26 protein-coding genes are annotated in these 23,940 nt (G+C 38.9%); 10 read left to right on the top strand and 16 right to left on the bottom strand.

Translation table 11 applies throughout. The features are described from left to right. A partial coding sequence (locus tag VMW81_07300) for a nitroreductase family protein (GenBank protein HUU50748.1) occupies positions 1-272 on the bottom strand: 272 nt, incomplete at its 3' end. Positions 273-543: 271 nt separating this feature from the next. Here VMW81_07300 and glp point away from each other — a divergent pair. From glp to VMW81_07255, 9 genes are all read left to right on the top strand, one after another. After that, complete coding sequence (gene glp / locus VMW81_07295) at positions 544-1,746, top strand: gephyrin-like molybdotransferase Glp (protein HUU50747.1); 1,203 nt, start codon at positions 544-546, stop codon at positions 1,744-1,746. Between the two features lie 111 nt (positions 1,747-1,857). Beyond that, the gene (gene mdh / locus VMW81_07290) at positions 1,858-2,787 is read left to right on the top strand and encodes a malate dehydrogenase (GenBank protein HUU50746.1); all 930 of its coding nucleotides are present in this window, start codon (positions 1,858-1,860) and stop codon (positions 2,785-2,787) included. Between the two features lie 57 nt (positions 2,788-2,844). Then, a complete protein-coding gene (locus VMW81_07285) occupies positions 2,845-3,675 on the top strand; it encodes a sulfite exporter TauE/SafE family protein (protein ID HUU50745.1) in 831 nt (276 codons plus the stop codon). Positions 3,676-3,735: 60 nt separating this feature from the next. After that, on the top strand, positions 3,736-4,626 hold the full coding sequence (locus VMW81_07280) for a homocysteine S-methyltransferase family protein (protein ID HUU50744.1): 891 nt from the start codon (positions 3,736-3,738) through the stop codon (positions 4,624-4,626). Further along, positions 4,616-6,463 (top strand): ASKHA domain-containing protein, encoded by a 1,848-nt coding sequence (locus tag VMW81_07275; GenBank protein ID HUU50743.1) that lies wholly within the window; start codon positions 4,616-4,618, stop codon positions 6,461-6,463. Before VMW81_07280 ends, VMW81_07275 begins: the two co-directional genes overlap by 11 nt. A gap of 17 nt (positions 6,464-6,480) precedes the next feature. Beyond that, positions 6,481-7,281, top strand: coding sequence for a methyltetrahydrofolate cobalamin methyltransferase (locus tag VMW81_07270; GenBank protein ID HUU50742.1), 801 nt, complete (start codon positions 6,481-6,483; stop codon positions 7,279-7,281). Between the two features lie 20 nt (positions 7,282-7,301). After that, the gene (folD, locus tag VMW81_07265) at positions 7,302-8,189 is read left to right on the top strand and encodes a bifunctional methylenetetrahydrofolate dehydrogenase/methenyltetrahydrofolate cyclohydrolase FolD (GenBank protein ID HUU50741.1); all 888 of its coding nucleotides are present in this window, start codon (positions 7,302-7,304) and stop codon (positions 8,187-8,189) included. A gap of 14 nt (positions 8,190-8,203) precedes the next feature. Then, positions 8,204-8,791 (top strand): hypothetical protein, encoded by a 588-nt coding sequence (locus VMW81_07260; protein HUU50740.1) that lies wholly within the window; start codon positions 8,204-8,206, stop codon positions 8,789-8,791. A gap of 41 nt (positions 8,792-8,832) precedes the next feature. Next, positions 8,833-9,462: a corrinoid protein gene (locus tag VMW81_07255; protein ID HUU50739.1), complete on the top strand. Its 630-nt coding sequence runs from the start codon at positions 8,833-8,835 to the stop codon at positions 9,460-9,462. 4 nt (positions 9,463-9,466) lie between these two features. On the opposite strand, the gene lon is transcribed toward VMW81_07255, so the two are convergent. Together lon and VMW81_07245 are read right to left on the bottom strand one after the other, a co-directional pair. Beyond that, complete coding sequence (gene lon, locus VMW81_07250) at positions 9,467-11,842, bottom strand: endopeptidase La (GenBank protein ID HUU50738.1); 2,376 nt, start codon at positions 11,840-11,842, stop codon at positions 9,467-9,469. A gap of 31 nt (positions 11,843-11,873) precedes the next feature. Continuing rightward, on the bottom strand, positions 11,874-12,314 hold the full coding sequence (locus VMW81_07245) for an Hsp20/alpha crystallin family protein (GenBank protein ID HUU50737.1): 441 nt from the start codon (positions 12,312-12,314) through the stop codon (positions 11,874-11,876). A 151-nt stretch (positions 12,315-12,465) separates the two neighbouring features. Here VMW81_07245 and VMW81_07240 point away from each other — a divergent pair, with 151 nt between their 5' ends. Beyond that, positions 12,466-13,617 carry a DUF362 domain-containing protein gene (locus VMW81_07240; protein ID HUU50736.1) on the top strand — a complete coding sequence of 384 codons (1,152 nt, stop codon included), beginning with the start codon at positions 12,466-12,468 and terminating at the stop codon, positions 13,615-13,617. Between the two features lie 62 nt (positions 13,618-13,679). Here VMW81_07240 and VMW81_07235 read toward each other — a convergent pair whose 3' ends face one another. The 13 genes from VMW81_07235 to VMW81_07175 form a co-directional block, all read right to left on the bottom strand. After that, positions 13,680-14,546 carry a methylenetetrahydrofolate reductase gene (locus VMW81_07235; protein HUU50735.1) on the bottom strand — a complete coding sequence of 289 codons (867 nt, stop codon included), beginning with the start codon at positions 14,544-14,546 and terminating at the stop codon, positions 13,680-13,682. Positions 14,547-14,561: 15 nt separating this feature from the next. After that, positions 14,562-15,209 carry a methylenetetrahydrofolate reductase C-terminal domain-containing protein gene (locus VMW81_07230; protein ID HUU50734.1) on the bottom strand — a complete coding sequence of 216 codons (648 nt, stop codon included), beginning with the start codon at positions 15,207-15,209 and terminating at the stop codon, positions 14,562-14,564. Between the two features lie 125 nt (positions 15,210-15,334). Continuing rightward, complete coding sequence (locus VMW81_07225; GenBank protein ID HUU50733.1) at positions 15,335-15,964, bottom strand: hypothetical protein; 630 nt, start codon at positions 15,962-15,964, stop codon at positions 15,335-15,337. A gap of 33 nt (positions 15,965-15,997) precedes the next feature. Further along, positions 15,998-16,783 carry a DUF116 domain-containing protein gene (locus VMW81_07220; GenBank protein HUU50732.1) on the bottom strand — a complete coding sequence of 262 codons (786 nt, stop codon included), beginning with the start codon at positions 16,781-16,783 and terminating at the stop codon, positions 15,998-16,000. Between the two features lie 9 nt (positions 16,784-16,792). Further along, positions 16,793-18,388, bottom strand: a complete 1,596-nt coding sequence (locus tag VMW81_07215; GenBank protein HUU50731.1) for a radical SAM protein — start codon at positions 18,386-18,388, stop codon at positions 16,793-16,795. Positions 18,389-18,458: 70 nt separating this feature from the next. Next, entirely contained in the window at positions 18,459-19,472 is a 1,014-nt protein-coding gene (gene moaA / locus VMW81_07210) for a GTP 3',8-cyclase MoaA (GenBank protein ID HUU50730.1), read from the bottom strand. A gap of 48 nt (positions 19,473-19,520) precedes the next feature. Beyond that, on the bottom strand, positions 19,521-20,072 hold the full coding sequence (dcd, locus tag VMW81_07205; protein ID HUU50729.1) for a dCTP deaminase: 552 nt from the start codon (positions 20,070-20,072) through the stop codon (positions 19,521-19,523). Positions 20,073-20,105: 33 nt separating this feature from the next. Then, the gene (thyX, locus tag VMW81_07200; GenBank protein HUU50728.1) at positions 20,106-20,717 is read right to left on the bottom strand and encodes an FAD-dependent thymidylate synthase; all 612 of its coding nucleotides are present in this window, start codon (positions 20,715-20,717) and stop codon (positions 20,106-20,108) included. A gap of 18 nt (positions 20,718-20,735) precedes the next feature. Continuing rightward, complete coding sequence (locus tag VMW81_07195; GenBank protein ID HUU50727.1) at positions 20,736-21,143, bottom strand: molybdenum cofactor biosynthesis protein MoaE; 408 nt, start codon at positions 21,141-21,143, stop codon at positions 20,736-20,738. Next, positions 21,136-21,393, bottom strand: a complete 258-nt coding sequence (locus VMW81_07190; GenBank protein ID HUU50726.1) for a MoaD/ThiS family protein — start codon at positions 21,391-21,393, stop codon at positions 21,136-21,138. Before VMW81_07190 ends, VMW81_07195 begins: the two co-directional genes overlap by 8 nt. A gap of 12 nt (positions 21,394-21,405) precedes the next feature. Continuing rightward, positions 21,406-21,906, bottom strand: coding sequence for a MogA/MoaB family molybdenum cofactor biosynthesis protein (locus tag VMW81_07185; protein ID HUU50725.1), 501 nt, complete (start codon positions 21,904-21,906; stop codon positions 21,406-21,408). 38 nt (positions 21,907-21,944) lie between these two features. Beyond that, on the bottom strand, positions 21,945-22,178 hold the full coding sequence (locus VMW81_07180) for a cytochrome b5 domain-containing protein (GenBank protein HUU50724.1): 234 nt from the start codon (positions 22,176-22,178) through the stop codon (positions 21,945-21,947). Positions 22,179-22,264: 86 nt separating this feature from the next. Continuing rightward, entirely contained in the window at positions 22,265-23,767 is a 1,503-nt protein-coding gene (locus VMW81_07175) for a leucyl aminopeptidase (GenBank protein HUU50723.1), read from the bottom strand. Positions 23,768-23,940: the final 173 nt, after the last annotated feature.

Raw genomic sequence — 23,940 nt, 5'->3', positions numbered from 1 at the left:
TCACTATAAGACGTGGCTGAGATTCTGGGAATAGCACATACCACAAAGACTACCGGGGCTTTTGCTAAAAAATTCTGTCCATATGCTGCCTGTGCCAATCCCTTTTTTATTGTTTCATTTTTGACAACATAAAAAAACCAGGGCTGGATATTACCAGCTGACGGTGCCCTGCGTAATGCCTCTAAAAGTATTTCTAAATCTCCCTCTCTCAGGGGTTCTCCTGAAAAATCTCTGCAACTCCTTCTCTTTAAAATGAAGTCTATATTTTTCATTGTCTTTTTAACCTTTAAAAAAGTTTATAAATAAAGAATTAGACCTTGAGAGGATGTTTATCAGTGAAGCACAACTCTTAACAAGCTATTAAACTAGAAAATATGAGCTAGAAATTTCTCAAACAGTCGACAAGGGATTTTAAAATTATTATTTTTTAACTATATAACAGGTCTAAAATAAAATCCAATAAAAATTAAAAATTGGTTACATCTTGAAAAGCTTTTATGTTAATATAGCAAATTCTAATATCTGGATAGAGGAGAGGAGAAGATGATCTCTGTTGATGAGGCATTGAGAATTGTCATGGAAAAGGCACATCCTACAAAAGGTATTGAAGAGGTGGATTTGATGTCAGCTAGGAGGAGAGTACTGGCAGAGGATATAACTTCAGATACGGATATAGCACCTTTTGATAAATCAGCCATGGATGGATATGCTGTTATTGCTGAGCTTTGTCCTGGTCAGTTTGATGTTATCGAAGAGATTCCTGCAGGATATGTTCCGACAAAAAAGGTTGTTCCTGGAGTGGTTTCGAAGATTATGACCGGTGCGCCTGTTCCCGAAGGGGCTGATAGTGTGGTGATGGTTGAAAAAACAGAGGAAAGCAAAAAGGGAGAGAAGAAGGTTAAGATACTGACTCAAGTAAAAAAAGGGGAAAATATCATAAGACAAGGTGAGGATGTTAAAAAGGGAGAGGTTGTCTTGAAAAAGGGAACCGTTCTCGGACCCGCTGATATATCTGTATGTGCTACTGTTGGGAAAAAGAGGGTGCGCGTCTTTAATCAAATGAAAGTGGCTATTCTGGCTACCGGCACTGAATTGGTGGAGCCAGATGAGATTCCGTCTTTTGGAAAGATTCGAAACAGCAATAGCTATTCCCTCTTTTCTCAGGTTCAAAGCGCTGGTGCCATTCCTGAATACTTAGGTATTGCCTCTGATTCAGAAGTTGATTTATCCCAAAAGATAAAAGAGGGGCTTAATTATGACCTGTTATTAATTTCCGGTGGAGTCTCTGTAGGTGATTTTGATCTCGTTCCTCATGTTCTAAAAGATTGCGGAGTGAAAATAGAATTTCATAAGGTCTGTATAAAACCTGGTAAGCCCACGGTCTTTGGTTTAACGGATAAAACAGTTATTTTTGGTATGCCGGGTAATCCTGTATCGACCCTTGTGATATTCGAACTATTCGTCAGGCAGGCGATCTATAAGATGTCCGGAAGGAATGTGAATAAGGAACCCTTTTTTAGCGCGATTTTGAAAGAGGATTTCAAACGGAAAAAGGCTGAGAGAGATCAGATTATCCCTGTCAGGCTCTTTTTCGAGAACGAGGTTTTGAAGGCTCTTCCTATTGAGTATCACGGGTCAGCGCATATCCTGGCGCTGTCAGAAGCCAACGGCCTTTTGAGAATCCCGAAGGATGTCTTTACGTTAAACAAGGGCGATGAATGCCAGGTGAGGTGGCTCTTTCACTAGTTCTTTTAGGAATTTAAAATTACACGATTGATATTCGCTAAACATGAGTGATTGATCATTTTTATTTGTTGTTTTGAACTCAGTTTTTAAAACATCTAGGAGGTGGAAAAGATGAGAGTAAAAATAACAGTCGTTGGAGCAGGAAATGTAGGTGCCACTACAGCAGAGTATATTGCAGAGAAGGAGTTGGGCGATGTGGTTATGATTGATATACTGGAAGGAATTCCTCAAGGAAAAGGCCTTGATATTTTCCAGAGAGGACCTATAGAGGGCTATGATTCTAAGGTCTTTGGAACAAATGACTATAAAGATACAAAAGACTCTGATATTGTTGTCATAACAGCGGGTTTGGCCAGAAAGCCTGGCATGAGCAGAGATGACCTCCTCTTTAAGAATGCAGGGATTGTAAAAGAGGTTGTGGAAAATGTCGTAAAGTATTCTCCTGATTCAATTTTAATCGTAGTGACCAATCCCTTAGATGCTATGGCTCAACTCGCATACAAGATAAGCAAATTTCCAAAAAACAGGGTTATAGGAATGGCAGGCATATTGGACACGGCCAGGTTCAGAACATTCCTTGCTATGGAGTTAAATGTCTCTGTTGAAAATATTCATGCTACTGTATTAGGAGGGCATGGCGATACGATGGTTCCTTTAGCAAGATATTCTACAGTAGCCGGTATGCCTATTACTGAACTCCTTCCCAAAGACAAAATTGATAAAATTATAGAAAGAACCGCAGGAGGAGGGGGAGAAATCGTTGCGCTCTTAAAAACAGGGAGTGCTTTTTATGCCCCAGCAGCTGCAATAACAGAGATGATTGAGTCTATTTTGAAAGATAAAAAGAAGATTTTGCCATGCTGTGTTTACCTCGAAGGGGAGTATGGCATCAAAGGCCTTTATATGGGTGTTCCTGTAAAGCTGGGTAGAGATGGTGTGGAGGAGATAATTGAGATAAAATTCAATCAGGAAGAAAAAGAGGCCTTTAATAAATCAGTAGCTGCGGTAAGGGAGCTTGTTGACAAACTTGCCTTGGGATAGGTTTATCTTATTTATTCTAAATAATTTCCAAGCATTTCCTTAGGGATTAATACACCTATGTTCTCTTTTTTGAGTTTCATTCTTCTCTTTTTTATCGGAATCCTTACCGGACTCTTTTCCGGATTGTTTGGAGGAGGAGGGGGTATTATCACTAATCCCCTTATATGGTCTGTTTTTTCCTATATGGATTTTCCCTCTCAGGTTGTAGTTCAGATAACCTTTGGTACCACCGTTGCCAGCATGATGATAACAGCTATTCTTGGTTCTTTTGTCCATCACCGTCACAAAAATATATGGTGGGAGGTTATTCCTCCTTTAGTAACGGGTGGGATGTTGGGTTCCCTCATTGGAGCTACGGCTGCCTCTTACAGCCCTGGTATCTTCCTTAAGGTTTCTTTTGGATTTCTCCAGCTAATTGTAGCGTATCTTATGATTGCAAATAAGAAATTATCCAGTTCATCATCAGAGGACCCTATCAAGAGATGGGAATATATTTTGTTATTAGGGCTAGGGATTGGTTTTATCGGTTCTTTTATGGGGATTGGAGGAGGAGCGATAGCCGTCCCCATTATGGTTTTATTACTAGGATACCCTATGGACAAGACAGCAGGAATATCTTGTACGATGATCGCATTTAATAGCACTGTTGCAACCATGGCCTATATATATAATGGATGGGGGAACGATTATTTACCTCCCTATTCTTTGGGCTATGTGAATGTAGTGGCCTTAATGATTCTGATAAGTAGCAGTTTGATTTTTGTGACCTTTGGCGCGTCCAGGGTCAAGCGCATAAAGAGCCAAATATTACAGAAGATATTTGGATTTATTCTGATTATATCAGGGATCAAAATCGTTTTTTCTAATTTGATAATTAATTTATTATAAAGGAAAAAATTCATTGACAGGGTTAGAGTAATAAATTAATTTGCCACTAGGGAGAAGATAATGATCCATGCATTCCTGAAAAGATTGGAAAGAGAAGTTTTAGTAAATGATGGAGCAATGGGTACGATGCTCCTTGACTCTGGAATGCAAACAGGAACATGTCCTGAGGAGTGGAATGTATCCCATCCAGAAATCATAAAACAAATTCATAAAAAATATTTTTCTGCGGGTTGTGATATGATAACAACAAACACCTTTGGTGGAACCCGGTTTAAGCTAAAAGATTTTAGTTTTGAGAGTAAGACAAAGGATTTTAATTTTTGTGGAGCCCAGCTCGCTAAAGAAGCAGCACCAGAAGGTGGTTTTGTTTCTTTATCTGTGGGACCCACGGGAAAGTTTATCGAGCCTCTTGGAGAAGTCAGTTATCCTGAAATGGTAGAGGTTTTTTCAGAACAGATAAGGGCAGGGGTTGAAGGGGGTGTCGATGTCATCTGCATTGAGACCATGTATGATTTAAAAGAGGCAAAGGCTGCTATTGAAGCGGCAAAAAAAACGTGTGAACTTCCTATTATTGCCACAATGACATTTGATAAGACAAAAAATGGGTTCAGAACGATGATGGGAGTCGAGCCGAAAGATGCTGTGTCAGAGCTATCAAAATTTGGTGCTGATGTCGTTGGTTCAAACTGTGGGACAGGAATAGATGAGATGATAGAACTGATGAAGGAGATGAGAAGCGCGGGTAAAGACTTCTATCTTATTGCCCAACCAAATGCTGGTATGCCCATTATGCAAGAAGATAGAGTGATTTATAAACAGGACCCAGAATATATGGCAAAAAGGTCTCTTGAGTTTTTAAAGATAGGAGTAAATGTGGTCGGGGGATGTTGTGGAACAACACCTGAACATATAAAGCATATTGTAGCGAGTATCAGGGGATATGAAGAATAAGATAAAGGTTACCTTTTCACCAATAAAAAAAGAGATAGAACTTTCTCCTAAGAAAACTATCTTTGATGCAGCGATAAAGCTTCATCTTCCTATTAATAGCTATTGTGGGGGCGCTGGCTGGTGCGGGAAGTGTAAGATAAAAATTCTGAAAGGTAATTTAGGGATTGATTCAATAGAAGAGAGGTTTCTGACAGAGAAAGAAAAGAAGAGTGGCATAAGATTGGCATGCAGGAAAACGTTAAAAAAAGATACGGTTGTGAGGCTACTCAGGGAGGATGTTTCTTTCAGACATGATTTTTTTCCAGATGATAAATCCATTCGTGTATCTTTGGATTGTGGCATCAATAAATATTTCATCCGGTTAGATAAGAGAGCCATAGAAAAAAAAGGTTCTCTATGGTCAGAGATTAAAGAGAGCTTGACAGAGAAAACTTCTTTTAAAAAAGACTTATCGATTGCTAAGAGTATCAATAAAAGGATTTTAGATAGTGATGGTGGGGTAACCGTTGTTCTTCATGATAGCGAGGTTATCGCGTTCGAAAAAGAGGATACGACCTCTAAAAAATTTGGGCTCTCTTTTGATGTTGGAACAACGACATTAGCTGGTTATCTGGTTGATTTAAATGATGGTTCTACACGAAAGGCATTGTCTGCTTCTAACAGTCAAAGGATTTTTGGAGCTGATATCATCTCACGGATTAACTTTGCCTCTGACTTAAAAGGCTTGAAAAAACTTCAAAAGGCAGTTGTCAAAGATATAGAAAGTATTATTGAGAGACTGGTAAGTGATTCAGAGGTGTCAAGAGCAAATATATACTCTGGTGTTTTTGTTGGAAACGCGGCCATGCATCATCTTTTTTTGGGTATAGACCCTTCAAGTTTAGGGGTATCCCCCTATAAGCCTGCTGTTAAGGAAGGCATAGAATTTGGTTTAAGAGAGTTAGGTATAAAATTAGGAAGAAAGATAAAGGGGTATTTCCTTCCCAATATTGATGGTTTTGTTGGTTCAGATGCCCTCGCTACCATTCTGGCAACAGGGATTTATCAAAGGGAGGATCTATCCTTGATTATTGATATCGGAACAAATGGTGAGACCATTCTTGGAAACAGAAAAAAGATACTGTGTGGTTCTAATGCTGCGGGCCCTGCCTTTGAAGGGGCGAGTATTCGATATGGTATGCTAGCTGAAAAAGGGGCTATTGATAGATATAAGGCTAATCAAAGCGGTATAAAGTTTCATGTCTTAGGGGATAGAGCTCCTAAAGGCATATGTGGTTCAGGGATGATAGATGCGATTGCCTCACTTTTAAAAATGGGAATCATAACACCTAAGGGGAGTTTAATAAAACAGGATAAGGTGAATGCGGCTGTGCCAAGGAACGTCAAAAAAAGGGTTGTTGTGAGAAGAGAAGGCCATGGCTTTCAATTGACAAAAAAAGAAGAGTCATATAATAAAAGACCATTATACCTTTTACAGAAGGATATTAGGGAGATACAATTAGCCAAAGGAGCAATTGCCGCTGGTATAAAGTTATTATTTAAAGAATTCAAAATTGGGATTGATGATATATCGAATATTTTCATAACCGGCTCATTTGGAAACTTTATTGATCCTGAAAATGGAATAGAAATAGGGTTGATACCAAATATATCTCTAAAAAAGATAAGATTTTTAAGTAACGCTGCTGGTATAGGAGCAAAGCTGGTTTTAATCTCTAAGGAGATGAGAAAAATTGCTGAAGGGTTAGCTGAAAAAATCGAGCATATAAACTTTGCCGGAAGAAAGGATTATCAGGATATCTTTTTTGAATCTCTTCATTTTAAAAAACTATTTTAGAAAATGAGAGGGTGGATATGTTAATAATCGGAGAACTCATCAACTGTACAAGAAAGCCCATTGCTTTAGCTGTGAAAAAAAGAGATGCTCAATATATCCAGAAAATTGCATTAGATCAAGAAAAGGCAGGAGCCCATTATATAGATGTAAATGGGGGAATTGTCGGTGAAGAGGTAAGTTGTATGAAATGGTTAGTTGAAACCGTACAGAAGGCTGTGGATCTTCCCCTCTCTATTGATATTCCCCTTCCAGAGGCTATGGAAGAGGGTCTTAAGGTTTATAAAAACAATAAAAAACCTATCATTAATTCTATAACAGGTGAAGAGGAGAGATTTAAAAATACGCTTCCTGTAATCAAGAAGTATCATACAAAGGTGATTGCTCTTTGTATTGATGATTCAGGGATGCCAAAGACTACAGAGCAAAGAGTGAGAATAGCCACATTATTAGTTGAGAGGTTAAACAAAGAAGGAATAGATAAAAAAGACATCTTTATTGATCCCTGTATTTTTCCTATTAGTGTCGATAATCAAAATGGAATCGTTGCCATGAATGCCATTGAAGAAATAAAAAAGGCAATAGATGGTGTTCAAATCGTTTGTGGTTTGAGCAATATTTCCTATGGCCTGCCTGATAGAAAACAGCTCAATCAGACATTTTTGGTCATGGCGATGTTGAAGGGTCTTGATGCCGCTATTTTAGATCCTTGTGATAAAAGATTAATGGCGAGCATCATTTCAGCCAGCGCCCTTCTGGGCAAAGATGAGTACTGCATGAATTATATTCAGGCTCATAGAGAAGGTAAAATTGATGTATAAAAGAAAGGGGGGAGAAGGAATTGTCAGCGAAAATCATAGATGGTAATAAGATTGCGGATGAGATCAGAGGGGAGATTAAAAAAGAGGTAGAGAGTTTAAAGTCTCAAAATAATATTACACCAGGCTTGGCAGCAGTTTTGGTAGGAGATAACCCTGCCTCGCAGGTCTATGTGAGGATGAAAAGAAAGGCATGTAAAGAGATTGGTATATTTTCAGAAGAATATAATCTTCCTGCGAATACCAAGGAAGAAGAGCTTTTAGAATTGATAAATAAATTAAACAAAAGCACTCAGATTAATGGAATCCTTGTTCAGCTTCCCCTCCCTGAACAGATCAATGAGGTTAAGATATTGAACAGCGTGCTTCCAGAAAAAGATGTCGATGGCTTCCATCCTATAAATGTTGGAAAGATGCTTTTAGGGGAACCTGTATTCTTGCCTTGCACGCCTTTTGGTGTTCAGCAGATGCTTCTAAGAAGTGGTTATGATCCTAGGGGAAGACATGTCGTTATTGTTGGGAGGAGTAATATCGTGGGAAAACCCCTTGCAGCGATCCTCATGCAGAAAAAAGAAGGAGCAGATGCAACCGTTACCATATGTCATTCGAGAACAAAGGATATTTCAAAACACACCAGAGAGGCTGAGATACTCATAGCTGCTATCGGTAGAGCAAAGGCAATTACTGCTGGTATGGTTTCAAAAGGGGTTGTCGTTATTGATGTGGGTGTGAATAGGGTTGACGATCCTACTTCAGAAAAAGGGTATAGGCTTGTTGGGGATGTCGATTTTGATGAGGTTAGCAAAGTGGCTGAAGCCATATCCCCTGTGCCTGGTGGGGTTGGTCCGATGACAATAACGATGCTCTTAAATAATACGGTAAAGGCGGCTAAGATACAGAATAATTTATAGTCATTCTTTTTTTTATGACAAAGGTTTTAGAGGATTTCAATATAGAGATAGATGAAAATAAGGTATTAAAGTATTTTGGATATCAAAAAGGCTTTTCATCTTCAGAGATTCCTGAATGGGAAAATACTCTCTCCCTCGCAAGGAAGACAATCAGTCCAGCAGTATATAATGTTGTGTCGAAGATAAGTTCTGTAAATTCAAAAGGCATTGTTCAATTTGATAATAATGCGAGATTTAAAGATAGCATATTATTAGAAAGATTAAATGAGGGACAAAAAGGATTATTTTTTTTGGCAACCCTTGGTCTGAGATTAGAGTCTGAGATCTCAAGGTTTTTACAGAGAGGGTTATATTTGGAAGGCATGCTCTTGGATGCAATGTCTTGGGTTGCTATTCAGGATATTATCAAGAATTTAAAAAAAACCGTCTCAAAAAAGGGTACATTAGATTTTACCTTGATCCCAGGGTTAAAAGACTTTCCTTTGGAGAGGCAGAGGGATATTTTTAGATTGTTTTCTCATATAAAAAAAGAGATAACCATCACGGAATACTGTATGATGGTTCCCAAAAAGTCAGTATCAGGGATAATCATTTTTCATTAATATAAAATTATTGAGAACTCAGTTTATAAGAAGAAAAAGAGATGGATTATAATCTTTTGTCTATGGCTGTAGAGAAGGGAGATGGAGTTGAGGTAGAAAGATTAACCAGGAACGGAATTGAAGAAGGGTTGGACGTTTGCGACATCCTTGATAAAGGACTGATGCTGGGTTTTCATAGGGTAGGAGAAAGATTCAAAAAACAAGAGGCATTTATTCCCGAGGTATTAATCGCAGCCAAGGCCATTCATGCTGGTCTCAATCTCATAAGACCCCTCCTAAAGAAAAAAAATATAAAACCCCTAGGGACTTTTATTATAGGTACGGTTCTGGGGGATATGCATGATATTGGACAGACCATCGTGGCGATGATGATGGAAAATTCTGGATTTAAGGTTGTTAACCTTGGTGTAAATGTTCCTCCTTCAAGATTTATCCAGACTTTAAAAAAAGAAGAGGGGGATATCGTAGGGCTTTCAGCCCTCTTGACCACCACTATGGTTAACCAGAGATTGACCATTGAGGAGATAAAAAAGGCAGGGATAAGGGAGAGGGTAAAGATCATGATAGGAGGAGCGCCTGTAAATCAAGCGTGGGCTGATGAGATAGGTGCAGATGCTTACGCTGAGGATGCAACGACTGCCGTTGAAAAGGCAAAAGAACTACTAAAATAAGAAATTATTTCCGTTTCGTTTTCGACTTTCCATTCCTTTCATTCACAAGGGCAATTTTCAAGACAGAATCCATATTGTCAACAAACCGAAAACTCAGCCCTTTTAATACATTCTTCGGGATTTCTTGAATATCCCTTTTATTCTTTTTGGGAAGGATGATTTGATTGATTCCGGCTCTCTTTGCTGCTAATACTTTTTCTTTTACCCCGCCAACAGGAAGGACTTTTCCCCTGAGGGTGATCTCCCCTGTCATAGCAATGTTGTGTTTAACAGGCCTTTCGCTTAAAAGTGAGGCGAGAGCTGTTGTCATGGTGATACCGGCTGATGGACCATCTTTTGGGATGGCACCGGAAGGAATGTGGATATGGATGTCATATTTATTGAAAAAATCTTCGTCTATTTTTAATAGTTTAGCCTTGGAACGGATATAGCTCAGAGCTGCTTGAGCAGATTCTTTCATCACATCTCCTAACTGACCGGTGAGAACCAGACCCTTTTTCCCCTTCATCTTGGTGGCTTCGATGAACAATATTTCACCCCCGCTCGGAGTCCATGCCAGACCTGTTGCTGTTCCTATATCATCCTTCATCTCTGCCACCTCAGAGAAAAATTTTATAGGTCCCAGGTATGCGGGGATTTTCATTGGCGTTATTTTCAAAGGTTTCTTTTTCCCTCCTGCAACCATCTTGGCAACTTTCCGGCATATGGAACCTATTTCTCTTTCAAGATTTCTCAATCCTGCCTCTCGAGTATATTCAGTGATGATTCTTGATATTGCCTTATCTTCAAAGGTGATTTGTCTCTTTCTCAGCCCATTTTCTTTTATCTGTTTTGGTATGAGATATTTTTTGGCTATCTTAATTTTTTCCTCTTCCGTATAACCTGGAAGATGGAGAACCTCCATTCTGTCTTTTAATGCAGGGGGGATGGGGTCCAGGATATTGGCCGTCGCAATGAATATGACTTTTGATAGATCAAAGGGGACATCCAGATAATGGTCGCTGAAAGAATTATTTTGCTCAGGGTCCAGAACTTCGAGAAGGGCAGAAGAGGGGTCTCCTCTGAAGTCAGTTCCTATCTTATCTATCTCATCAATCATAAAAAGCGGATTATTTGAGCCGACATTCTTAATCCCTTGGATGACTCTCCCCGGAAGGGCTCCTACATATGTTCTCCTGTGTCCTCTTATCTCTGCTTCGTCTCTAACTCCGCCAAGAGATATTCTGATAAACTTTCTTCCAATGGACCTCGCAATAGATTTCCCCAGAGAAGTCTTCCCTACACCAGGAGGTCCAACAAAACACAATATGGTGCCCTTCATATCCTTTTTCAGTTTATGGACAGCAAGATATTCAAGAATTCTTTCCTTCACCTTTTCTAAATCATAGTGGTCTTCGTCTAAAATTTTTGATGCCTGATCGATATCAAGATTATCTGTTGTGCTTTTTGACCAAGGAAGATTAACCAGCCAATCGATATAGGTTCTTGCAACACTATACTCCGAGGCAGAGGGATGCATTAATGACAGGCGTTCCACCTCTTTTGTTGCTACTTCCTCAACATTTTTTGGCATCTTAGCCTCTTTGATTTTTGCTTTGAGTTCATTGATCTCTACGGTTTTTTCATCCTCTTCTCCCAGTTCCTTCTGTATAGCCTTGAGTTGTTGCCTCAAAAAATACTCCTTGTGGGTCTTGTCCATATCTGTTTTAACTTCAGATTGAATCTTTGAGCTTAACTCCAGTATTTCTAATTCACGATTAAGGATGGCTGTTAATTTTTTTAAGCGTTCTTTAGGGCTGATGGTCTCAAGAATTTCCTGGTTTTCTTCCAATTTTATGCCGAGATTAGCTGCAATCAAATCAGAGAGTTTATCTGGTTCTTCAATGTTCATCGCCAATACAGCCAGGTCCTTTGGTAAATGGGGAGATATGGATATTAGTTTTTCAAATAGGCTGGTAACATTCTTAACCAAGGCCAATGCTTCTATATCGCTCTCTTCTTGATATTTGACCTCTTCAATCTCTGCCTTGAAATAAGGGTCTTTCGTCAAAAAATTTTTGATTCTTATCCTCTCTATTCCCTGAACAAAAATCTGAATACTGTCATCAGGCATCCTTAATTTTTTTATGATTCGAGCAGCCGTGCCAAATTGATAGATATCTTTGAGATCAGGATCATCTGTCTTGCTATCCCTTTGGGCAAAAAGACCAATAATCTTATCCCCAATCATTGCATCATCAATAAGCCGGACACTTTTTGGTCGACTGACTTGTAAAGGGACAATAATAAAGGGATACACAACCGTATCTCTTAAGGGAAGAATAGAAAGTTGATAAGGTATATCAATTTTAGAAGGTTCTTTTAACATTTCAGAACTCATTTAAAAAGCCTCCTTCATTATCATTCACCTTTTAGGGCTCGATTTTAATGATGATTTCTTCTCTATCTTTTTTCTTATGTTTGGGGATGGTTATCTCCAAAAAACCATCGCTAAATACTGCTTTTATCTCATCAGAATTTACTATAAAGGGGAAGACAAATACCTTTTCAAATTCTCCGTAATCTATTTGCATTTGGTGGTATCTCTGTTTATTGCTTGGTGACCTATCTTTTCTGTTTCCTTTTATAATGAGTTTATTTTCCTGAGAGATAATTTCTATATCGTCAGCCTTTAGCCCTGCAATCTCTAATTTCAGTACAATAGCATCAGGGGTTTCGTAGATGTCTGTATTGGGATCCCAGACCTTTTTCGAAATCATTATATAAGATCTTTGAAATTTAAGGGATTCATGAATATTTTTTTTCGGGTCTCTTTTAAATCCCAGTAGTTTTAAATCTGATAGATGTGACATAAATTCCCCTTTAAAAAATTTTATAAATTATTAAAATGTAATATAAAGAAACTATAATACAAATTTTTCTTTTTATCAATAGCCTAATATTTTATGATCGATTCAGCCAAAGTGAGTTTTTTTATTTTTTCATTTAAGTAGGTAAGCAAAGATGCCAGAAGAAAAGATAGTTTTGAAAAAGTGCGAAGATTACAAATTTTTTGAGGTGAGGAGAAAAATAGAAGAAGTTATAGATTCTTTAGGTGGGATATCAAAATATATCAAAAATAGTGACAAGGTATTGTTAAAACCTAATTTTTTAAGATACAAACCTGTTGAGAGTGCTGTGACAACCCATCCTCTATTTATAAAAGCATTAGCTGAGGTTGTTAAAGATGCAGGAGCCAGAGTGATTATCGGAGACAGTCCAGGGATTGGGAGTTCCTTTTCAATCGCAAAAAAGATTGGACTCCTTTCCTTTATAAAGAAGGTGGATGGAAAGATTATTGAATTTAGCGAGTCTCAAACTGTAAAAACACCCCAAAATTATCTCTTTAGAAGGTTTGAGATAGCAAAGGAAGTGGTGGATAGTGATGTAATAATCAATGTGCCAAAGATAAAGACTCATGCCCAGATGTATCTTACCCTTGCGGTAAAGAATCTTTTTGGATGTGTTGTCGGCATGAAAAAGACACAGTGGCACTTTATGGCAGGAAGGGACACAGATTACTTTGCTACCATGCTCGTTGAATTACACAAGATAGTTAATCCCTCTTTAACCATTGTAGATGGGATTACTGGTATGGAGGGAAATGGCCCTGGTAGCGGTACACCTAGAAATATAGGAATAGTTTTAGGAGGGGAAGATTGTGTAGCGATTGACAGGGTTATCTGTGAGATTTTAAAGGCAGATGTTAATAAACTAAGAACTTTGATTATGGCTGAAAGATTAGGAATTGGAGAGACGAAACTCGATCATATTATTTTGGATGGTGATCCCTTAGGATCATTTGATATTAAGAATTTCAAGATGGCTGATTTTTCAGCCTTAGAGACAATGGGGCTTCCGAAAATTTTCGGGAGGCATTTCAAGAATGCCTTTACCAGAAAGCCTGTTATTGATGGCAAATTATGTGTTTTATGTAAGACATGTATTGAAAACTGTCCCTCTCAGGTGATGTCTGTCAAAAAAGGGAAAAGAGACAGTGTTGAGATAGATTATAGAAATTGTATCAGATGTTTCTGCTGTCAAGAACTCTGTCCAGAAGGCGCTATTTTTGTTGGTAAAGGCTGGTTTTTAAGAATAGTGGATCTGTTTGACTAGGTAGGGAGACAATATCGATTTTATTTTTGATAGGGTTTGTTATTTGGGTAAAATTAAAAATTTTAATCTATCTTATCCAGGATATTATTAATAATCTCTTCCTGTCCAACGGTCATTATATGAACCCCATGACAGATATTTTTTAGAGATTTGATCTGCTCGGCAGCAATTTCAATCCCTTTTTCTAAGGGGTCTTTTGAATCCTCGAGCTGTTTTATGAGATCTTGAGGGACATTAACACCCGCAACATTGTCATTGAGAAACCTGGCCATCTTAGCGGATTTTAGCACTAATATCCCCGCTAATATATAAACGTCGAATTTATTTACAAAATTTAAAAATCTTCTTAGAGTTTCTATGTCATAGATAGCCTGGGTCTGGAAGAATCTGGCTCCCGATTGAACCTTTTTCTCAAAGGTTATAATCTCAGGTTCCAGAGGATTTGCTCCTGGATTTACAACACCGCCTATAAAAAAAGATGTCTTTCCCTTGATGGGTTTATCTATGGCGCTGAAACCATGATTCAACCTTGAGGCAATATCAATGAGTTGGACGGAATCGAGGTCAAAGACCGGTTTTGCATCTATGTGGTCCCCAGCTGAGACATGGTCTCCTGTCAGAAGGAGGACATTTTTTATACCGAATGCGGCTGCTGAAAGGAGGTCTGATTGTAGGGCAATACGATTTCTATCTCGGCATGTGAGTTGATATATGGGATCGATATTATGATTTAAGAGGATAATGGAAGCCCCCAGTGATCCCAGTCTCATAATAGCCCTTTGATTGTCAGTAACGTTAATCGCATTGACTCTCTCTTTTAGTGCAAGGGCTTTGCTTATAAAATCCTTAACATCCGCTCCCTTTGGAGGACATACCTCTGCTGTTATGGTAAACTGATTTGATTCTAGCGATTCTTGAAGAGATTGCAATGCTAGAGTATCCTTTCATTCATCAATCGTCAAGCTGTTTGGATTTTTCTTTAGGTGATATTTTCTGGGAGATTTTATCTTTTTCATTTTATCCAATTCTCCCTTTTCCTTAAGTCTTTCATAAATTTGAATCCAAATACAATCCATATTAGGATCAACCTCACATTTTCCCTCTTCAACACCACCACAGGGCCCATTTAAAATGGTTTTCGGGCAGCATGTGATAGGACATATACCGGTTGTTTCTCCAAGATAACAATTCCCACAAGCTGAGCAACGCTCTACAAAGCTTCCAAATCTCACAACATTTCCAATAAAGAGGGAGTCGATTCCTGGATAAACAGGTTGTTTGGCAGTGAGAGAAATCGATTGAACACCTGACCCGCAGGCCAAAACCAAGATCGCATCACTCTTTTTCAATTCTTTCTTTTTTTCTCTTAATTTTCTCTCTGTTAAAGGGATATGACATGTTTCATCTGGAATCACATCTCCTGTAACCTCAAAACCCTTTTTTTCGAGTATCTTTTTCATCTGGAGGACCTCTTCTTCGCCGCCGGTCTTGCAGAGAGTGGCACAGGAACCACAGCCAACAATAAATATCCTTTTGTGGTTCTCTAAAAATTCTAATATCTCATCTAATGGTTTCTGTTTCGTGATGATCATAATATCTCCCTATGAAATACTATCCAAAAAATATTCAAAAAAGCATTCTATGGAATATAAACCCTTATGTCAACAAAATAAACTGTTTATAGTGATTTGTAATGGATGATTTTGTTAATAGAGGTTTAGGTAAGATGAAAAGTTGGATGCAAGGCCTGGGCTATTTTTTTTGTATGCCTTATGATTTCAATAAGCGAATCCAGCATCTTTAAGTAATAATAAGCGCTTTTGGGAGGACATACCCCTGAAATAAGCCGCTCTTCGTGTTCCGTTGTATATTGGCTGGCGCTTTTTCTCAGGGAATCAATATTTTTCAAGGTATTGTTTATTAATACATCATTTTTGGTTTTGATCGAATCAGCTAAATTCCCCAAAAGGTCATATAAGGCTTCATAAAGATGACTAATCTCCTTTACTGCCTTATTGCTAAAGAGGATTCCGCTTTTGACCATATCTTTATCCGTAGCGATAAGAGTCTTAATTGTTTCCTCTATTCTTTCGAGATGACCTGAAATAGAAATCATGACTTTGCACATCTTATCCTCTTCCTTATCCTGCATGCATATCTTTATGAATTGATTTAAAAGGGCTTTTGTATCTTTTCCAAGGCTAATAAATTCTTTCTCTGCCTTTTCTAAGAGGCTAAGCTTGTTTTGATAGAAACCTTCATAAGCATGATTAAAATATTTTCTTGTTTTTGAAAATATCTCTATTAAGTGATCAGTATTTTCTTTTGAAAATATTTCTTTATTCATAAAGGCCTCCCTATATAAAGAATGGATTTCATTTTATTTTTTTCCAGTAAAAAACTCAATGGCATCTTTAATTTGATTCAAATCAACGGTACAGCCTTTACAGGGACCTTCAGGACGCTGATTGGGAATGCCCAGCACGGGTATCCTTGAGGCAAAATCTTGGATACCCACTAAAAGGTCTCTTTCGCAAGCAACGCCAACAATGGCCTCTGGTTTATAATCATATGCCACCCTTCTTGCTTCCATCCCACCCGGAACCACAGAAATTTCACAATGATAACACTTGCTAAATTCCATGAGCTCTTTTTTGAGAGAGGGCTTGAGACATCGAGGCAACAAGAGCAGCAGTCTTCCATTAAAAGTCTTTTGTCTTCTTGACCTTGTCAGGGAGTTACTCACCTTGATAAAGGAGTTCCATATCCTGTCTTTTGATATACCAAATTTCATCCCTAATTTTGTGGCTAATGGGATAAAGTAATTTATGGACATCCTTTTACCCCAGAAGCTGAAAAGGGAGGGTTTTTCAGTAAGGGCAGAGCGGACCATGAGAACAAACCATCCAATTATACAAAAGGCCAAAGCCCCAGATATGATCCAAGCCGCAGAGGATAAGGCGGGAGATATCTGAACCAGTCTTGGGGTTATCATGTATAGGAAAAAAATTGTAGCAGTCAGAAAAATAATGAGAACAATGCCTGAAAAGATAATAAAGAGTCTTTTTCCTTCATCAACATTCGATTCATATTCCTCTAGATTGCCTTCCCAATCCAGCCATTCATCCCCGAGATGTCTCTCTTTACTATTTCTTTTGTCCATCATACTTCCCTGCTATATTTCCTTGGAGAAATTTTTTTCAATCATATGGCGTAAGGTACTTCCAGAGTTATAGGCACAAAAGGGGTAGAGATGGGCGTTTGGTGCAGCATAATGAACCACACATCTTTTAACCCTATCGATATCAAAATTGAAAAGGTCCTGGAAGTGCATTCCGAAAAGTAAAAGGCTCTTAAAAGTCTTTTCTTTTCCATCTCTTCTTCCTGCCCTCTTATCAATAAGGCCCTCTATCGTATACAGGAATTTTTCAAAGGATAATCCCTTGGGGGCTTTTTCTCTGTTGAAACATTTCTTGATATGATTCAAAGCCTTTATCTTTGAAAAGGATTTAAACCTTGCCTTTTTGATTTCTTTAGATAATCTATTAAGTGCAATGAACATATTTTCAACATCGACAAAGTCTGTTATAGGAGTCGCTTTTTTATCATCATCCACAAAGAGATAGGTGGCCAAACCGCAGTGGGGATGGCACGTTAAGGTTGTGATTTCTTCTCCCCTTGTACTACTCAAAAGCCTTGAAATAGGAGATACAAAGGAAATAGGATACCAGCTTTCCTTTGCCTTCAAAAGCCCTGTTTGTTTTTCAATATCAAAAGCTAAGTCAGGAAGGGTATAACGCATCTTCATCCTATCCTCTTGAGGTGTTCTTCCTGTAAAGGCTATTGGCTGGTAAGCTATCCCTGAGACAACATCTATATTTTGAACAGCAAATTTTAAGATCTCTCCCACCTGATCGTCATTAAACCCCCTTATGATTGTTGGAACAAATACGATCTTCATTCTTGCCCTTCTTATATTCTCAATGGCTTTGAGCTTGATTTCTAAAAGGGCTCTTCCCCTCATCTTTATGTATATATCTTCCTTGAATCCATCAAACTGGAGATAGATTGTGTGGAGCCCCGCATCCTTGCATTTGAGGGTAAAGTCCCTATCATTAAAACGTATTCCATTCGTCGCTGCCTGGATATGAGCAAAACCCATCTCCCTTGCCTTTTTGATGGCCTCTATAAAATGTGGGGATAAGGTTGGTTCACCACCTGAGAATTGTACGGATTTACATGGTGCAGGACTTTCACTTTGAAAGATTTCTAACATCTCTACGATATCAGGGAAAGACGGTTCATACACAAACCCTTTTGCTTTAGAATTAGCAAAGCAGACAGGACAGAGAAGATTGCATCTATTGGTCAGATCAATATTCCCCAGACCTGTATGACTCATGTGCCTATTGCAAAGTCCGCACTCATCAGGGCATTGATTCCCCTCTTTTACTTCTGGGTTCATAACCCCCTTTCCCTCTTCAAAAACCCATCTTTCTGCCTTTAAATACAAATCTACATCTGACCAGTATATATCTTTAAAATCTCCATGAATGGCACAGCTCTTTTCCATCATGACCTTGCCGTCTTGCTCAAATAGTGTTGCTTCGATAATATCTTTGCATTCTGGACAGAGGGATTGTATTTCTTTGGGAAGACCTTTCTTCAGAGGAGAGCAGGTTGTTCCCGTATAGGTTTTAAGTGAGGTTTTTTGATTTGTATGAAAATCGATGTGTGGATGAGGGGACTTCCTTATTTTCAAATCGACCATTTAACCGCTCCCTATAAGATAAGTAGTTAGAGATAGGGTACTTACAGGTTCTAATTATAGAAGCCTACTTTTAACCCCCAATGAAAGACATCCCTCTATTACATCTTTTTACAGGATGATCATTCAGGTAATGATCATTCAAATAATGTTTTTCAGGTTTCTCACTAACAGCCTGATCAAGCAAAGCCTTTATATTCTCGTCACCTCCTCCACCTCGAAGGAGTTTTTTTATGTCGTACTCCTTATTTGAAAAGAGGCAGCTCCTCAGATGCCCGTCAGCAGTCAGCCTCAACCTTGAACAAGAAGAGCAGAACTCTATGCAGCTCATGGGGTTAATAAATCCTATTTCTCCAATCCCGTCTTCAAATCGATATAACTTTGCAGGCCCCCCATTGTTTTGAGTATCTTTTATAGGTACTAATCTCTTGAATTTTTCTATTCCTTGAAAGATTTCTTCCACAGGAATACATTTATCCCTGTTCCAGAATCTATCTCCATCAATGGGCATAAACTCTATAAAGCGGACCTGCAATGGCATCTCTCTGGCAAATTTAGCAAAATCAAGGATTTCATCATCATTAAATCCCCTGATCGCCACATGGTTTATTTTGATGGGACGGATCGGATATTTTTGAAGCTCTTCAAGGCCTTGAAAGATTTTAGGGAGAAGATCTCTTTTTGTGATTTCATAAAATTTTTCTCGTTTAAGAGAATCGAGGCTTATATTGATTCTTTTCAGGCCAGCATTATAAAGACCCCCTGCCATTCCCTTAAGAAGCACGCCATTGGTTGTAAGGCAGAGGTCTTGAATACCTTCTATGGAGGAGAGTTCTTCAATAAAATTGATAATTCCCTTTCTGATGAGAGGTTCCCCACCAGTAACCCTTATCTTGGTTACGCCATTTTTAACGGCTATTCTGGCTATCCTTAATATCTCTTCATATCTTAGGATTTCAGGATGGGGAATATTTTCCAGCCCCTCTTCAGGCATACAGTAGACACATCTTAGGTTACATCTATCAGTAACAGATATTCTCAAATAATCTATCTTTCTATTATAAGAATCTATAAGACCTTGTTTCAAAATTTTTTACACCTTTTTTATAAAATATGAACGCTTCTTAACACATTTTCAACTTTTTGGCAATGTAATCTTTTTTTGGGCCTGATACTTTCCCCCCTTATCTTTATAAGACCTTTTGCATATCTCATCACTTTCTAGAAAGATGACTTGAGCAATTCCTTCATTGGCGTATATTTTGGCTTGGACAGGGGCTGTATTGGAGATGGCGAGGGTGATATACCCTTCCCACTCCGGTTCAAGGGGCGTGATATTTGTTATAATGCCGCATCTTGCATACGTTGATTTTCCAAAACAGATAGCAATAATGTTTCTCGGAATCTTAAAATATTCCACAGTTCTTCCAAGAACAAAGGAGTTTGGGGGTATGATACACTCCGAACCTTTACGGTCAGCATAAAGGGAATTGTCTAAATTCTTGGGATCAACAACGACCCCTTCTTTTTTAGAAAAGACCTTAAATTCATCTGAAAGTCTAATATCGTAACCATAGGAAGATAGCCCGAAGGATATACAGGAACTTGTCTGTTTTTCACTAAAGGGCTTTATCATTTCATGTTTTTCGGCCATCTCCTTTATCCATCTATCAGATTTTACACTCAATTCTCTCTTTCCTCCTAAGCGAGATAGGGGTAATTATGTATCAAGATTAAGCTTGGACAAAAAGGCCTTTGCACATACCGGCATTTTGTTTTTATATATCTTAAGGAGCGCCTTAGCATACTCCCTTATCTCATGCTGAGCGCTTTTATCAAGTCTCAGCTTAAAAAAGTTCATCAAAGAACGAGCATTGATTGTCCAGTAAAATTCTGTATAAAGACTGAGAGGCAAGACCGCCCTTGCCTGTTCTTTAGAAACCCCTTTTTTTACAAGTTCGCCGTAACTCTTCAGAGAATTTTCAACAGTCTCTTTATATCTTTTAAGGATACCCTTGTCTAATTTTTCAGGGGTATAGTAATCTTTTTTGGCGATGCAGTAGCGGAGCGAAACCTCGTTGTAGCTGGCAATCCTGTGTCTGAACCACTGTCTTGCCACAAAGAGCGGGCATTTGATATCAAAGGTAAATACGGCATGCTCAAAAGGGGTTCCGTGTCCCTTCTTTATCAGATGGTTGATTAAATTGATATCAGATTCCAGGCCCTTGCTTTTCGACCTCCAGCATCTCCTTGCAGCGCTGATGACTGCTTCATCTCCACCCATATGCCGGACAAGCTTTACATGACCATTATCCAGAATCTTATATTCAATATTCTTTTTCATTGAATTCTATTGTTTTCCTACCCAGGTCTCTCCGTCTTCCCATACCTCTTTTTTCCATATCGGAACGATTTCTTTTATCCTGTTGATGATATACTGGCAGGCCAAAAGCGCGTCCTTTCTATGGGGTGCGGAGACAGCTATAACAACACTCCTTTCACCGATATCAAGCCTTCCTATCCTATGGGTTACGGCTATTTTATCGATTTCCCACTTCTTTTTTATCTCTTCTCCTATCTCTCTTAACTTTTTTATTGCCATTTCTTCATACGCATCATACTCAAGATAAAGAACCTTTTTCCCCATCGATTCATTTCTTACGGTACCGATAAAGGTTGCAATAGCACCAGAGGAGTCTGATCTTACTTTATCGACAACCTCTTCGACATGAAGAGGGTCTCTTTTGATCTCAAACATCTCCCCCTCCGCTCACAGGTGGGATGAGAACCACCTCATCTCCTTCTCTAAGTAAAGTATCTAGCGAGGTATATTCCATATTAATGGATAGGAGTGAGTTTTTAGCCAAAGATTCTAAACCGGGGTTATCCTTGATAAGTCGCTCTAATAATTTCCCTGCGGTTGTTCCTTCTTCAACCTCTATTTCTATCTCTCTCTTTCCCACGATATCCTGACATCCCGCAAAGAATTTTGTTTTTATCTTCATCATCTCATTCCTTATTTAGCGGTTCGCCTCAAAAACCATATGGCCCAATTCAGGGAGGATAAGCTTTGACATGGCAAGTCTGACTGCACTCTTAGAGCCAGGGATCGATATAATGATTCGTCCTTTTGATGTTCCTGCAATGGCCCTGCTCATCATGGCTGGAGAGCCAATCTCTTGGTAGCTTAAGTAGCGAAAGATTTCTCCAAAGCCATCTATCTTTTTTTCTAAAACCAAAGAGACAGCCTCAAAGGTGCTGTCGCGTCTGGAGATACCTGTTCCTCCGTTTATGATGATTGCCTGAACGCTCTTCTTATCAGTCCCTTCAAGAAGCTTCTTTATCTCAGCTGGGTCATCCTTTATGATTTCATAATCGACAACTTCGTGGTTGTTCTCTTTTAACATATCTTGGATGAGTCTTCCGCTCGTATCTGTCTCTTCTGTTCTCGAATCACTCACCGTGATAACAAAGCACCTGATATGCTCAGGTGCTTTGTCTTTATGTTCTTTGTGACCCATGAGATTCTTTTGTGGTTTAAAGGATTATAAAATATACACTAATCAACCAGTTCCCCAACAACTGGGAATTTTTCCAACACCTCTTCGTCATGGGGAGAGTTCAGTATATCATCCGTTAGATCAAAACCCAAATCATGATTAAAGTGTTTGCCGTCCTTGAATACTGCGCTCTGACTCATATCATAGATCTTGCCCTGATAAGCGATATAGGGAGGCTTGCCTCCTGTACCGTTATATTCCTCCAGCTGTGCTTTGGTTAATTTGAGAGCCATGGTGTCACCTCCTTTAGTGGAGCATAATTTAAAACATAAATAAATTAATAACTTCAATAAAACAGAGTGTCAAACTTTTTAAAAAATTATTTCCCCCATTTTCTTAGGAATTCGATAAAGAGACGAACCCCAACACCTGTTGGCCCCTTGGAAATATAGGACTTGTCCTTCTTTGTCCAGACCGTCCCTGCAATATCAATATGAACCCATGGCTTTTTCTCTACGAATTTCTTTAAAAAGGCTGCTGCGGTTATGGCTCCACCAGCCCTTCCTCCCACATTTTTTATATCAGCAATGTCGCTTTTTATCAGTTCATCATATTCTTCCCAGAGGGGCAATTCCCATACCCGCTCCCCTGTGATATTTCCTGCCTCTTTTAATCTTGCCATCAGCTTTTCATCGTTCCCCATCATTCCGGATGCAAAATTTCCAAGGGCAATTTCACATGCCCCTGTGAGGGTGGCGATATCTATGATTGCCTTGGGTTTATATCTTGCGGCATAAGCAAGGGCATCGCAGAGGATAAGGCGGCCCTCTGCATCGGTGTTCAATACCTCAATGGTCTTTCCAGAATAGGATTTGAGAATATCCCCTGGTTTGAGGGCTGAGCCGCTGGGAAGGTTTTCAGTTGCAGGAACAAGGCCTACTATCCTTTGAGATAACCCAAGCTCTGCAGCTGCTTTCATCGCTCCAAGGACTGCTGCTGCTCCTCCCATGTCCTCTTTCATTTTGTACATATCCAACCCAGGTTTTAACGTTATCCCACCGCTATCAAAGGTGACACCCTTACCGACAAGGACGATTGTATCAGGATTCTTTTTCTTTGGTTTATATTCAAGGATAATAAACTTAGGGGGCTCTACACTCCCCTTGGCTACACCTAAAAAGGCGTTCATGCCGAGCCTTTTTATTTCGGCTCTGTCCATAACCTTACACTTAAGATGATGTTTTTTTGCGATCTCTTTTGCTTTATTGGCAAGAAAGGTAGGCGTGGCTTCATTGCTGGGATAAGCCACGAGCTCTCTTGTCAGGTTTGTTGCCTCTGATAGGATTTGCCCTCTCCTGAGACCTTCTTTTATCTTTGGGATGTTCCTTTTTTCTTCCTCGCAAAGACTGATCTCTTTGATTTCCTTTTTATCCTTATCCTTTTCTGTCTTAAATCGGGTCAGCTCATATAATGAGAGGAGGATTCCTTCTGTCACGGCCTGAGCCATCTCATCAAAGGGGGCCCCTAAGACATCCTTTCCATAGATGATGGTAGAGAAGTTTGAAAGAGCTTTCGCTTTAATATACCTGGCAACGGTTCCAGCAGCCTGTCTTAGCTTTTCTATTTTGAATTCTTTCTTTTTTCCCAGACCAATAAGTAAAACTCGTTTTGCAGGGATGAGTCTTTGAGTGGGAAGAACAAGAATTTGGCGGAACTTACCCTTAAAGTCCCCCTGTTTTATCGCGGTGGCTATCATCCCTCTTAGCTTTTTATCAATGGCCTCAATTTTTCCCTTCAATCTTTTCTCTTCTTCAAAGATTCCGATAGCCATGATTTCTGACGCTATCTCTTCAATCCTTCCATGGGTAATACGAATTCTCATATGCTTTGTCCTCCCCTACTCAAGATATTTTAGACATTAAAAGAGAAGATATCTATTTGATTTAAGCTTTAAAATCTAATTTATTGCCGGCAGGTTTTTGAGAAATTATCAGTTGTTAAATATTATAAAATCAACGAAATGTCAAGGAGTTTTATTATTCCTGTTGTTCATTT

The sequence above is a fragment of the Nitrospinota bacterium genome, assembly GCA_035528715.1.
GTDB lineage: Bacteria > JADFOP01 > JADFOP01 > DATKYB01 > DATKYB01 > DATKYB01.
This window is presented reverse-complemented; position numbering and strand designations above follow the sequence as displayed.

What these genes read in the sequence shown, in the direction of transcription:
- glp (HUU50747.1), top strand. Translation starts at nt 544, where the DNA reads ATGATCTCTGTTGATGAGGCATTGAGAATTGTCATGGAAAAGGCACAT.
- mdh (HUU50746.1), top strand. Translation starts at nt 1,858, where the DNA reads ATGAGAGTAAAAATAACAGTCGTTGGAGCAGGAAATGTAGGTGCCACT.
- VMW81_07285 (HUU50745.1), top strand. Translation starts at nt 2,845, where the DNA reads ATGTTCTCTTTTTTGAGTTTCATTCTTCTCTTTTTTATCGGAATCCTT.
- VMW81_07280 (HUU50744.1), top strand. Translation starts at nt 3,736, where the DNA reads ATGATCCATGCATTCCTGAAAAGATTGGAAAGAGAAGTTTTAGTAAAT.
- VMW81_07275 (HUU50743.1), top strand. Translation starts at nt 4,616, where the DNA reads ATGAAGAATAAGATAAAGGTTACCTTTTCACCAATAAAAAAAGAGATA.
- VMW81_07270 (HUU50742.1), top strand. Translation starts at nt 6,481, where the DNA reads ATGTTAATAATCGGAGAACTCATCAACTGTACAAGAAAGCCCATTGCT.
- VMW81_07260 (HUU50740.1), top strand. Translation starts at nt 8,204, where the DNA reads ATGACAAAGGTTTTAGAGGATTTCAATATAGAGATAGATGAAAATAAG.
- VMW81_07255 (HUU50739.1), top strand. Translation starts at nt 8,833, where the DNA reads ATGGATTATAATCTTTTGTCTATGGCTGTAGAGAAGGGAGATGGAGTT.
- lon (HUU50738.1), bottom strand. Translation starts at nt 11,842, where the DNA reads ATGAGTTCTGAAATGTTAAAAGAACCTTCTAAAATTGATATACCTTAT.
- VMW81_07245 (HUU50737.1), bottom strand. Translation starts at nt 12,314, where the DNA reads ATGTCACATCTATCAGATTTAAAACTACTGGGATTTAAAAGAGACCCG.
- VMW81_07240 (HUU50736.1), top strand. Translation starts at nt 12,466, where the DNA reads ATGCCAGAAGAAAAGATAGTTTTGAAAAAGTGCGAAGATTACAAATTT.
- VMW81_07230 (HUU50734.1), bottom strand. Translation starts at nt 15,209, where the DNA reads ATGATCATCACGAAACAGAAACCATTAGATGAGATATTAGAATTTTTA.
- VMW81_07225 (HUU50733.1), bottom strand. Translation starts at nt 15,964, where the DNA reads ATGAATAAAGAAATATTTTCAAAAGAAAATACTGATCACTTAATAGAG.
- VMW81_07220 (HUU50732.1), bottom strand. Translation starts at nt 16,783, where the DNA reads ATGATGGACAAAAGAAATAGTAAAGAGAGACATCTCGGGGATGAATGG.
- VMW81_07215 (HUU50731.1), bottom strand. Translation starts at nt 18,388, where the DNA reads ATGGTCGATTTGAAAATAAGGAAGTCCCCTCATCCACACATCGATTTT.
- VMW81_07195 (HUU50727.1), bottom strand. Translation starts at nt 21,143, where the DNA reads ATGTTTGAGATCAAAAGAGACCCTCTTCATGTCGAAGAGGTTGTCGAT.
- VMW81_07190 (HUU50726.1), bottom strand. Translation starts at nt 21,393, where the DNA reads ATGATGAAGATAAAAACAAAATTCTTTGCGGGATGTCAGGATATCGTG.
- VMW81_07185 (HUU50725.1), bottom strand. Translation starts at nt 21,906, where the DNA reads ATGGGTCACAAAGAACATAAAGACAAAGCACCTGAGCATATCAGGTGC.
- VMW81_07180 (HUU50724.1), bottom strand. Translation starts at nt 22,178, where the DNA reads ATGGCTCTCAAATTAACCAAAGCACAGCTGGAGGAATATAACGGTACA.
- VMW81_07175 (HUU50723.1), bottom strand. Translation starts at nt 23,767, where the DNA reads ATGAGAATTCGTATTACCCATGGAAGGATTGAAGAGATAGCGTCAGAA.